Below are 10,497 nucleotides of genomic sequence, written 5' to 3' on the forward strand. Positions count from 1 at the left end.
ATGAGAAGAACTATGACTTCGCCATTCCCGATTCAGTCGGCTTGGCCGTGCATGCCGTCGCGTTGAATGAACACCGAGGCGGTTTAGCGGACTTCAACGGCGAATCGATCCATGCAAGCGCGGCCACATCCAACAGCTACAACCGAATCGAGCGGGGCTTCGTGGGGGCGCATTCGGATATCGGGGGCGGTTATGCAGAGGGCGATCTCAGCGATGTGGCGCTGATTTGGATGATCGATATGGCCAAGAACCAGAAGATCAAGTTTGAAGAAGACTTGATTTAACAGCAGGGCTGGAACGTCGTGACCGATCCGATCTTGCACGACTCGCGCGTTGGCAACGGTTGGATGGAGCGTCTGTGGCCGGACAACGGAGACCGCTACTTCGGCTACCGCGACGGAAGCCGTGTCAAGCAACAGGACGCAGTACTGCATTCTGGTGTAAGCAGGACTCAGCGTGCCAAGGAGATGTCTCCTACTTCAAGAAGCCCTGCGGTCCCGACGGCACGGTGGTGGGCATGGTGGACATGAAGAAGTACGAGGATTGGCTGTCGAGTTTTACGGTGACGTATGAACCTTCGCCAACGGTGCCGAATGGATGCGAAGTGAAGAAGTAAGCCGAGTTCCGATGATGCGTGGAAGCAGGAGAAACAACATGACCAAAGCTGATGCACTCCGACGCATGCTGTTGATATGGCTGCCGGGTGTTGCTGCTTCAGTGGCGGGGTGCCACTCGTTCAGAGAAGAACTCAGCGATGGGCCCGGGATGATCCTTGTTTATGGAAGCGTTATCAATGGCCGAAGCATCGCTGCGAAGTCTGCTGTGCTGCCTGATGGAAAACCGTTCATGGAGCCAGGGGCCATTAGTGGAGGTATCAAGAAAGGGCAGACATGGCGAAATGTGCCGACTTCCACGATGGGGGCATCAGGCGACCACAGAGGCTTGCCAGAGTGGGTGGATTTTGCTTGGCAGGAGCCAGAGTACCCAGGCAAGAAGCCAGAGGACATTCCCAATAGAGAGGCGTTCGCCAGCTATGTCAAGGAAAAATACGCCAGGCTTCCTGTCAAAACACAGCGTCTGGAAATCAAGCGCCGCGTTCCGCAAGCGGTGGTGGATGAGGTGGTGGCGTCCAAACGTGCTGCGCAGCCGGGCCAGAGGGCGAACAAGACCTTGTGGATCTATTTTTTCTGGACCCCGGATGGCATGAAGATGCGTTGGGAGATGACAAATCGAGCCGCAGGCCCGGGGGGGTTCGGTCCAGTTGTCAAGGACGGCGGTGACGATCTGGATCGCTACAACCTTTGAGTCCATGGCTGCCGCGGTTTGGACGTTCAGCGCGATGCGACGGGCTCGCCGCTGCGCATCGGCGCGTGCCGGGCCAGCCTGAGCGTGATTTATCCTACAGCGCCGACAGGCGCACTAGCTGAAGTGCGGCAGGCCGACACTTTGCTGGCGCGCTACACCCACAACACGCACGGCCTGCGCATCGCCAAGACGGTCTATGGCCCGGGCGGGGAGACCAAGGGTGCGCAACAGACGCAGTACCTATGGCAAGGCATGAAGCTTGTCGCGGAAACGCAGCCTCAAGCCGTCTCCGCCGCAGCCAAGGGTGTCGAGGCCTCTGCAGCGAAGCTGGCCCGCCGCTACGTCTACGCCCACAGCGTGCCCGTGGCGGTGATCGACTACGCCGATGGTGCTGAACTGCGAGCCGATGAAGGCGGCGTCGGCGCATGGTTCGTGGCCGTGTGGCGCTGGATCAGCAACGGCAGTGGCGAATTGCGGTATGTGCAAGCCAACGAGATCGGCGTGCCCGGCGGTGATTTCACGGAAACACGTTATTGACGGCCGTGAGATGGGCTACGAGGAGGTATCGCCATCCTGACACAGAAGACGCCCCGTAGGAGCACGACACCACCCGGCGCCCAGGTGGCCGAGATCTCAGCGGCAGTTGGTCAGTCTCCATCGCGCGCGGCCAGGAAAGCCGCCACGAGGATGAGCGCCCCGCCCGCCAGCACCGACCACCTGAGCGATTCGCCGCCCCACCAGACCGAGGTCAGCGTGGCGAACAGCACCTCGGTCAGCATGATCACCGAGGTGATGCGCACCGGCAACTTCGCCGCGGCATGCTGCAAGGCCATGTTGGCCGCCACGAACAGCAACCCCATGCCCAGTGCCATCAGCATCCAGCCTGGCTGCGCCGCAGGGGGCGCAGGCACCTGACCTTGCCAGGTCAGCAGCAAGCCCAGCCCCACAGGTAACACCAGCCCGCCGCTGAACATGGCCAGCGCCCGTGACGACGAGGCCTCGTTCGCCAGTTGCCGCAGCAGCACGTTGATGAGCGCGAAGCCCACGCCACCGGCCAGGCCCAGCCAGTCGGCCAGCCTATCGAACACCGGCCAGCCGCCTTCGGCCGGCTGCAGCACCAGCACAGCGCCCGCCAGTGCCAGCCCCACGCGCAGCAAGGAGCCGGCCGTGATGCACTCGTCCAGCATCCACCAGGCCAGCAGCACGGCCCACACGGGCATCAGGTAGAACAACAGCACCACGCGCACCACCTCGCCGATGCTCACGCCCCAGTTGAAAGCTGCATTGGTGGCGCCCGCCGCCAGCGCCAGCGCCCACAGGCGGGGCTGGCTGGCCACCACGCGCCAGGCCTGGGGCCGCAGGCTGCCCACCACCACCGCGCCGATCGCGAAGAACAGCGCCGTGGCCCACACCGGGTGCAGGCCCGCCAGTTGCAGCTGCCGCAGCGGCCACCAGGAGATGCCCCACACCAGGGCGTTGAACACCAGGCCCAGCACGGGCCACACACCGCTTGCCAGCATCGTCTTGTGGTTCTACTTTCGCGCTTCTTGGTGCTGGTTCAGCGGCGCTCGACCACCATGGGCGCCAGGCGCAGTGCCTCACGCACACGCCCGGCCACGGCCTGGGCATCGGCCCGCGAGGCATAGGGGCCGGCCTGCAGCCGGTAGACCTTGCCCTCCTGAAACACACCCAACAGCGGCGACAGGTTGATCATCTCGTCGGCCACGCGCTTCTGGAAGGCATCGACCCCGGCGCGCTGGCTGAAGGCCGCCAGTTGCACCCAGAAGCCCTTGGAGGCCGGGGTGAAGGCGCGCGCCTGGATAAGCGGCGAGGCGCCCTGCGCGGCAGGCTGCGCCTCAGCGTTGGAGGATGATGGAGGCGAGGCATCGTCCAGCTGCGAGGCCAGCGCCAGGATGGGATCGTGCTCACCCGGATCGACCGGCTCCAGCGCCGGAGCGGGCGTGCTCAGGGCCAGCACCGGGGCGGGCTCGGCCGGGGGCGACGCGGGCGCGGTCACCAGCGGCGGCACGTCGGTTTCGGCCTGCGCCAGTGCCGTGCCCGAACGCCACTGGCCGGTGCGGATCTGATCGAAGGTCAGGCGCTCGATCTCCACGTCGATGCTGCCCTTGTGCAGCATGTCGAGCTTGACCGCCGCCGTGTAGCTCAGGTCGATCACGCGGCTGCTGTGGAAAGGCCCGCGGTCATTGATGCGCACGATGATTTCCTTGCCGCTGCGCACATCGCGCACCCGCGCATAGCTGGGGATGGGCAGAGTGCGGTGCGCGGCCGTCATGCCGTACATGCTGTAGACCTCGCCGCTGGCCGTGCGCCGGCCATGGAACTTGGTGCCGTACCACGAGGCGCCACCGCGCTGCTTGAAGGCCACATCGCCCGACATCGGCTCGTAGCCCTGCCCCAGCACCACATAGGGCTTGTTGGGCCCGCTCTGGCGGATGGGCTCGACACGCGGCTCGGCATCGGGCACGCGGGCCAAGTCCGACGGCGGATTGGCAGGGGCCCCATCACGGTCGCTGGTGCCAGTGCGCGGCGCCTTGCCGGCCCCCTGCGAAGGCGCCGGCCCGCTGGCGCAGCCCGCCAGCCACAAGGCCGTGCATGCCGTGAGGCACAGCAGCAGCGACCGGCCAGACAACTGGCCCCGATTAAGCACCGGCGCCGTCATCGGCATGGGGAAATGGGACGCTCAAGCATCCCGTCACCATACACGAAGCCCGATGCCCTTCGCGTCGTGGCACACCCTGTCACACCTTCGGATCCCCTTCGCAGAGGGGGGATGGTGCACCTCAGCGTTGGCACAATGCGGTAGAAGTTCTGAACGTCATCCGCCCAGCACCGCCCCATCATGTCCAGCACACCCAAGCTTCCCTTCGACCATGCCTTCGAGCGCGGCATGCGCAACCGCCGCGCCGCCCTGGGCGACGCCTGGGTCGACAAGTCCGTCGCCAAGGCCAACAGCTTCAATGCCGAGTTCCAGCACTTCATCACCGACTATGCCTGGCACGGCGTGTGGGGCCGCCCCGGGCTGGACTGGAAGACCCGCCGCATCATCGTCATGGCCGTCACGGCCTCGCTGGGCCGCTGGGACGAGTTCGAGATCCACATGCGCGGCTCGCTCACGCCCGGCAATGCCCACACCCTGACCCCGGATGAAGTGCGCGAAGCCCTGTTCCAGATCGCCATCTACGCCGGCGTGCCCGCCGCCAACACTGGCTTCGCCAAGGCCCTGGGCATCATGCGCGAGCTGGGCATCGAGCCCCCCGCCCACCCGGCCGACGATGCCTGGCATTCCGGCGAAGGCCGCCCCGCCTTCACCACGACGCGGCCCAAACTGTTCGCCACCATCCGCGAACCGCGCCATGCGGATACCACTGGTGAGGAACGCCAGACCATCGTGCTCAGCCACGCCCTGGGCCAGGACCACAGCATGTGGGATGCCGCGGCCAACCAGCTGGCCCGCCACCACCGCGTGATCACGCCCGACACGCGCGGCCATGGCCGCTCCGAGATCCCCGATGGCCCCCTGACCCTGGCCGAACTGGCCGCCGATGCCGCCCGCCTGATCGACGAGCTGGCCGAAGGCGGCCCGGTGATCTGGGTGGGCCTGTCCATGGGCGGCATGATCGGCCAGACACTGGCCCTGCAGCACCCCGACAAGGTCAAGGCCCTGGTGCTGGCCAACACCACCAGCCAGTACCCCGAGGCCGGCCGGCAGGCCGTGGCCGAACGCATCGCCACCGTGCAGGCGCAGGGTCTGGGCGCCATCGCCACGGCCACGATGAACCGCTTCTTCTCGGACGATTTCCGCCAGCAGCAGGCCGCCGCCGTGGCCCGCCACCAGCGCCTGTTCGAGGCCACCGATCCCGAGGGCTACACCGCCTGCGCGGCCGCCATCCGCCAGATCGACCACACCGCGCACCTGGGCCAGATCCGCGTGCCCACGCTGGTGATCGCCGGCAGCGAGGACCAGGGTACGCCCAAGGCCATGCTCGAGACCATCGCCCAGGGCATCCCCGGCGCGCAGTTGCACACGCTGCAGGGCGCCGCCCACCTGAGCGCGTCCGAACAGCCCGAGGCTTTCGCCGACGTGGTGGGCGAGTTCATCGCCAGCCTCTGAGCCCTGCCGGCAGCCCGGGTGAGACAATCCCGGGCTGAACAAGGCCGTGCTGATGTCTTCCCATTCCCCCCAGGCGGGCGCCGCCACGATGAACCCGGCCCAGATGGAGGCCGTGATGCACCTGCACAGCCCCTGCCTGGTGCTGGCCGGTGCCGGCTCCGGCAAGACGCGCGTGATCACCCAGAAGATCGCGCGCCTGCTGCAGCCCGGCGACGGTGCCGACCTGCGCCCCTCGCAGATCGCCGCCATCACCTTCACCAACAAGGCCGCCGCCGAAATGCGCGAGCGCGCCAAGGCCCTGATCGGCCCCAAGGCCGCCGGCAAGCTGCTGATCTGCACCTTCCACTCGCTGGGCGTGCGCCTGCTGCGCGAAGATGGCACCGCGCTGGGCCTGAAACCCCAGTTCTCCATCCTGGACAGCGACGACGTCACCAGCATCCTGCGCGATGCCGGCGGCACCACCGACGCCAAGCAGGCGCGCGGCTGGCAGTGGACCATCAGCCTGTGGAAGAACATGGGCCTGAACAGCAGCCAGGTCACGCCCTACATCACCAACGACGACGAACTCGTCGCCGCCAAGGTGATGAAGCTGTATGAGGAGCGCCTGGCCGCCTACCAGGCCGTGGATTTCGACGACCTGATCAGCATGCCGCTCAAGCTGCTGGCCGAGCACGAGCACGTGCGCCAGAAGTGGCAGAACCAACTGCACCACGTGCTGGTCGACGAATACCAGGACACCAACGCCACCCAGTACGAACTGCTCAAGCTGCTGGTGGGGCAGGACGGCATCTTCACCGCCGTGGGCGACGACGACCAGTCCATCTACGGCTGGCGCGGCGCCACGCTGGACAACCTCAAGAAGCTGCCGCAGGATTTCCCCACCCTCAAGGTGATCCCGCTGGAGCAGAACTACCGCTCCACCAGCGCCATCCTGCGCGCGGCCAACAACGTCATCCAACTCAACCCCAAGCTCTTCCCCAAGACGCTGTGGTCGGACCTGGGCAAGGGCGAGGCTGTCAAGCTGATGGAGTGCGACAACGAAGAGCACGAGGCCGAGCGCGCCGTGTCGCACTTCCAGGTACTGCACGCGCAACTGCTGGCGGCCAACCAGGCCGATCCTTCAAAGGCCGACTGGAGCAACTTCGCCATCTTGTACCGCGCCAACCACCAGGCCCGCCCCATCGAGCAGGCACTGCGCAAGGCCAACATCCCGTACAAGGTGTCGGGCGGCCAGAGCTTCTTCGAGAAGGCCGAGATCAAGGACCTGTGCGCCTGGCTGCGCCTGCTGCTCAACAACGACGACGACCCGGCGTTTTTGCGCGCGGTGAACACACCCAAGCGCGGCATCGGCCACCAGACGCTGGGCACGCTGGGCGAATTCGCCGGCAAGTGGAAGGTGAGCCTGTTCGAGGCGCTGTTCTCCGAATCGCTGGCCGCATCATTGAGCGCGCGCGCTTTGGGCAGCCTGCACGAGTTCGGCCGCTACGTGAACGACCTGGAGTACCGTGCCCGCCAGACCTACGGCAGCGAAGACGCCAAGGCGCTGCTGCTCGAATGGCTCAAGGAGATGGGCTACGAGCAGCACCTGTACGACAACGAAGAGAACGAGAAAATCGCCGCGGCCCGCTGGACCAACGTGCTCGATTTCATCGACTGGGTGGCCAAGCGCTGCGGCGGCGAGATCGAGAACGACGGCGGCATGTCCGTCGAATCCGAGAAGAAGAGCGTGATCGAGATCGCCCAGTTGATCTCGCTGATCACCAGCCTGGCCGAACGCAACACCGACCAAAACGTGGTGACGCTGTCCACGCTGCACGCCTCCAAGGGCCTGGAATGGCCGCACGTGGTGCTGGCCGGCGTGAACGAGGGCTCGCTGCCCTTCTCACGCGAGGAGGGCGACATCCTGCCCGCGCAGGTCGAGGAAGAGCGCCGCCTGATGTACGTGGGCATCACCCGCGCGCGCCTGACGCTGGCCGTGAGCGCGCTCAAGCGCCGCAAGAAGGGCCGCGAGTACGTGCAGGCGATCCCCAGCCGCTTCATCGCCGAGATGAAGCTGAGCGAAAGCGCCCCGGGCGCCGTGCCCGGCGAAAGCCCGCGCGACAAGCTGCGCCGCCTGCGTGAGGAAATGGCCGCCAAGGCCAAGACCTCGGCGCAGACGCTCAATAAGCAGCCCTGAGCAGCACGGCGGCGCGGCCCCGCACAGCCGAAAAAAAGCCCGAGTCGACGGATCGGCCCGGGCTTAAATCCACCAAAGGAGGAGGGTGGAGGAGACAAACAAAAACACAGCTGAGAACCCGCCTTCGCAGGAATGGTTCCACAGCCGTATCAAATTGTACGAAATGCAGCCATCTCAGACAAGGGTTTACACCCAATGCCCATGGGCACCTATAAGAAATTAAACGCCCACCGGACCATTCCGTCAATTGGCAGCAGCACGGCACAATCACATATTTACACCTTTGATGAATGGAGCGTGTCTGGTAGCCCGGGCGCGTCACGGAGACCTTGATGGAATGCACCATCCACTGGCAGCCCGCCTCGGGCATGGCCTTCATGGCCGAAACCGGCAGCGGCCACGTCATCAACATGGACGGCGCCCCGGATGGCGGCGGCCGCAACTTGGCCCCGCGTCCGATGGAAACCGTGCTGGCCGGCACCGGTGGCTGCACCGCCTACGACGTGGTGCTGATCCTCAAGCGGGGCCGCCATGATGTGCGCGGCTGCTCGGTCAAGCTCACGGCCGACCGCGCCGAGTCCGACCCGAAGGTCTTCACCAAGATCAACATGCACTTCGTGGTGACGGGTGTGAACCTGACGGAGAACGCCGTGCAGCGCGCCGTCCAGATGTCGCACGAGAAGTACTGCTCGGCCAGCATCATGCTGGCCAAGACGGCCGAGATCACGACCAGCTTCGAGATCGTGGCGGCCTGAGCGACCTGCGCTGACCCGATCAGGCTCGGGCCTGTAAAGGCCCTGCCCGAGGCCACCGTCAGATGCGGTGGGCGGTGATCGTCATCACCTTGGCTGCGGCACGCATCAGGGTACGCACCGGCAACGGCAGCTGCACACCGCCGGCCTTCTGGGCCGCGTCCGCGTGCTCGGCCTCGTCGTCACGCATCTGCGCCACGATGACCCGCGAGGCCGTGTCACCCGGCGGCAGGCGCGTCATGTGGCTGTGCAGGTGCTGCTCCACCTGGCGCTCGGTTTCCACCACGAAGCCCAGGCTCACCTTGTCGCCCGCACGCGCGGCCAGCAGGCCGATGGCGAAGGCCCCGCCGTACCACAGCGGGTTGAGCAGGCTGGTGCGCCCGCCCAGTTCGCGCAGGCGTTGTTCGGTCCAGGCCAGGTGGTCGGTTTCCTCATCGGCGGCGGCCTTGAAATGGGCGCGCAAGGCCGGGTCGGACGTGCCCAAGGCCTGCGAGGCGTACAGCGCCTGGGCACAGACCTCGCCCACGTGGTTCACCCGCATCAGCGCGGCCGCTTCACCCCGGTCGGCCTCGGACAGCGGCTCGCCTTCGAGCGCCGGGCGCGGACAAGGGCGGCCCGCCACGTGCGTGCCCCACACGGTACGCAGGGCGTCGTCCACCGCGATCAGGACGCGGTCCAGCGGGCTGTGCCGCAAGGGCGCGGCGGCTTGGGAAATCTCGCTCATGCGGGGATCGTAGTCCATCCGGCAGGGGAAACCCTGCGCCAGCGCAACAAGGCCCTGAACACGGGGCCTGCCCCCCGCCGTTCACGCCATCGCCAACGCTGCCTCAGCGTTGCATCACCGCTGCATCAGCCCCCGGCTCTTGGCGATCGACATCAGGATGCCCAGCCCCAGCCCCAGCGTGACCATGGCCGTGCCCCCATAGCTGATGAAAGGCAGCGGCACCCCCACCACCGGCAGGATCCCGCTGACCATGCCCATGTTCACGAACACGTAGGTGAAGAAGCTCAGCGAGATGCTGCCCCCCAATAGGCGCGAGAACAGCGTCGGCGCCTGGGCCGAGATCATCAGCCCCCGGTAGATCAGACACAGGAAGAGGAACAGCAGCACCAGGCAGCCCACCAGGCCGAACTCCTCGGCGTAGGCGGCGAAGACGAAGTCGGTCGTGCGCTCGGGGATGAACTCCAGGTGAGTCTGCGTTCCCTTCATGAAGCCCTTGCCGCTGATGCCGCCCGAGCCGATGGCCACCATGCCCTGGATGATGTGAAAGCCCTTGCCCAGCGGATCCTGCGTGGGATCGAGCAGGGTGCAGACGCGGTGCTTCTGGTATTCGTGCAGCACGACCCAATCGAGGCCGGGCTGGCAGATGCGCTCTTCGGACACTACCACCGCCGTGATCCCCGCCGCCCCGATCATGAGCACCGGGACGATCAGCTTCCAGCTCAGGCCCGCGAAGAAGATCACGTACAGCCCGCCCGACAGGATCAGCAGCGAGGTGCCCAGGTCGGGCTGCTTCATCACCAGGCCCACCGGCAGCGCCAGCAGCATCCCGGCCACCACGAAATCCAGCCCGCGCAACTGCCCCTCGCGGCGCTGGAACCACCAGGCCAGCATCAGCGGCATCGCGATCTTGAGCATCTCCGAGGGCTGGATCACCATGCCCACGTTGAGCCAGCGCGTGGCGCCCTTCTTGGTGATGCCGAACGCGGCCACGGCCAGCAGCAACACGATGCCCATGGCGTACAGGGGCACGGCCAGCGCCATCAGCCGTTGCGGCGGGATCTGCGCCACGGTGAACAGCACGATGGCGGCCAGCGCCATGTTGCGCGATTGGTCGATGAAGCGCGTGCCGTGGTCGTAGCCGGCGGAGTACATCGCGCCCAGGCCGATGGTGCACAGGCTCAGCACGATCAGCAGCAGGGGCCAGTCGAAACCGGCCAGCACGGGCTTGACGCGCTGCCACAGCGAGGGTTTTTCAAAGGCGATGTTCATGGCGTGCTCGCGGGGGCCGCGGGCCGTGGTGGCGTAGCGGAGAAAGGCGCCGGGGCCTGGGGGCGAGGGGCCGCAGGGGCAGGAACGGGAGAAGGCGCGGGGCTGGCGGCTGGCGCGCTGGCACGCACTGGCGGCGCGG

General features: G+C 66.4%; 10 protein-coding genes. 6 read left to right on the plus strand and 4 right to left on the minus strand.

What is annotated here, in order from left to right:
• From WAQ08_RS02685 to WAQ08_RS02695, 3 genes are all read left to right on the plus strand, one after another.
• Window positions 1-284 (plus strand): phospholipase effector Tle1 domain-containing protein (locus WAQ08_RS02685; protein ID WP_422189095.1); only part of this gene is annotated, 284 nt, incomplete at its 5' end.
• Window positions 285-654: 370 nt separating this feature from the next.
• Window positions 655-1,305, plus strand: a complete 651-nt coding sequence (locus tag WAQ08_RS02690) for a hypothetical protein (RefSeq protein ID WP_422189096.1) — start codon at window positions 655-657, stop codon at window positions 1,303-1,305.
• A gap of 18 nt (window positions 1,306-1,323) precedes the next feature.
• Window positions 1,324-1,842 (plus strand): hypothetical protein, encoded by a 519-nt coding sequence (locus WAQ08_RS02695; RefSeq protein ID WP_422189097.1) that lies wholly within the window; start codon window positions 1,324-1,326, stop codon window positions 1,840-1,842.
• 110 nt (window positions 1,843-1,952) lie between these two features.
• Here WAQ08_RS02695 and WAQ08_RS02700 read toward each other — a convergent pair whose 3' ends face one another.
• Window positions 1,953-2,825 carry a DMT family transporter gene (locus tag WAQ08_RS02700; protein ID WP_422189098.1) on the minus strand — a complete coding sequence of 291 codons (873 nt, stop codon included), beginning with the start codon at window positions 2,823-2,825 and terminating at the stop codon, window positions 1,953-1,955.
• 38 nt (window positions 2,826-2,863) lie between these two features.
• A complete protein-coding gene (locus tag WAQ08_RS02705; RefSeq protein WP_422189099.1) occupies window positions 2,864-3,991 on the minus strand; it encodes a septal ring lytic transglycosylase RlpA family protein in 1,128 nt (375 codons plus the stop codon).
• Between the two features lie 174 nt (window positions 3,992-4,165).
• Between WAQ08_RS02705 and WAQ08_RS02710 the strand changes: the two genes are divergently transcribed.
• The 3 genes from WAQ08_RS02710 to WAQ08_RS02720 all read left to right on the plus strand — a co-directional run bounded on the left by WAQ08_RS02710 (window position 4,166) and on the right by WAQ08_RS02720 (window position 8,368).
• The gene (locus WAQ08_RS02710; protein WP_422189100.1) at window positions 4,166-5,437 is read left to right on the plus strand and encodes an alpha/beta fold hydrolase; all 1,272 of its coding nucleotides are present in this window, start codon (window positions 4,166-4,168) and stop codon (window positions 5,435-5,437) included.
• Window positions 5,438-5,489: 52 nt separating this feature from the next.
• Window positions 5,490-7,613: an ATP-dependent helicase gene (locus WAQ08_RS02715; RefSeq protein ID WP_422189101.1), complete on the plus strand. Its 2,124-nt coding sequence runs from the start codon at window positions 5,490-5,492 to the stop codon at window positions 7,611-7,613.
• A gap of 332 nt (window positions 7,614-7,945) precedes the next feature.
• Window positions 7,946-8,368, plus strand: a complete 423-nt coding sequence (locus WAQ08_RS02720) for an OsmC family protein (RefSeq protein ID WP_422189102.1) — start codon at window positions 7,946-7,948, stop codon at window positions 8,366-8,368.
• Window positions 8,369-8,426: 58 nt separating this feature from the next.
• Here WAQ08_RS02720 and coq7 read toward each other — a convergent pair whose 3' ends face one another.
• The gene (gene coq7, locus WAQ08_RS02725) at window positions 8,427-9,089 is read right to left on the minus strand and encodes a 2-polyprenyl-3-methyl-6-methoxy-1,4-benzoquinone monooxygenase (RefSeq protein WP_422189103.1); all 663 of its coding nucleotides are present in this window, start codon (window positions 9,087-9,089) and stop codon (window positions 8,427-8,429) included.
• 114 nt (window positions 9,090-9,203) lie between these two features.
• Window positions 9,204-10,358, minus strand: coding sequence for a rod shape-determining protein RodA (gene rodA, locus WAQ08_RS02730; protein ID WP_422189104.1), 1,155 nt, complete (start codon window positions 10,356-10,358; stop codon window positions 9,204-9,206).
• Between the last annotated feature and the right edge of the window lie 139 nt (window positions 10,359-10,497).

The organism is Aquabacterium sp., from assembly GCF_049274795.1.
In the GTDB taxonomy this organism is placed as follows: Bacteria; Pseudomonadota; Gammaproteobacteria; order Burkholderiales; family Burkholderiaceae_C; genus Aquabacterium.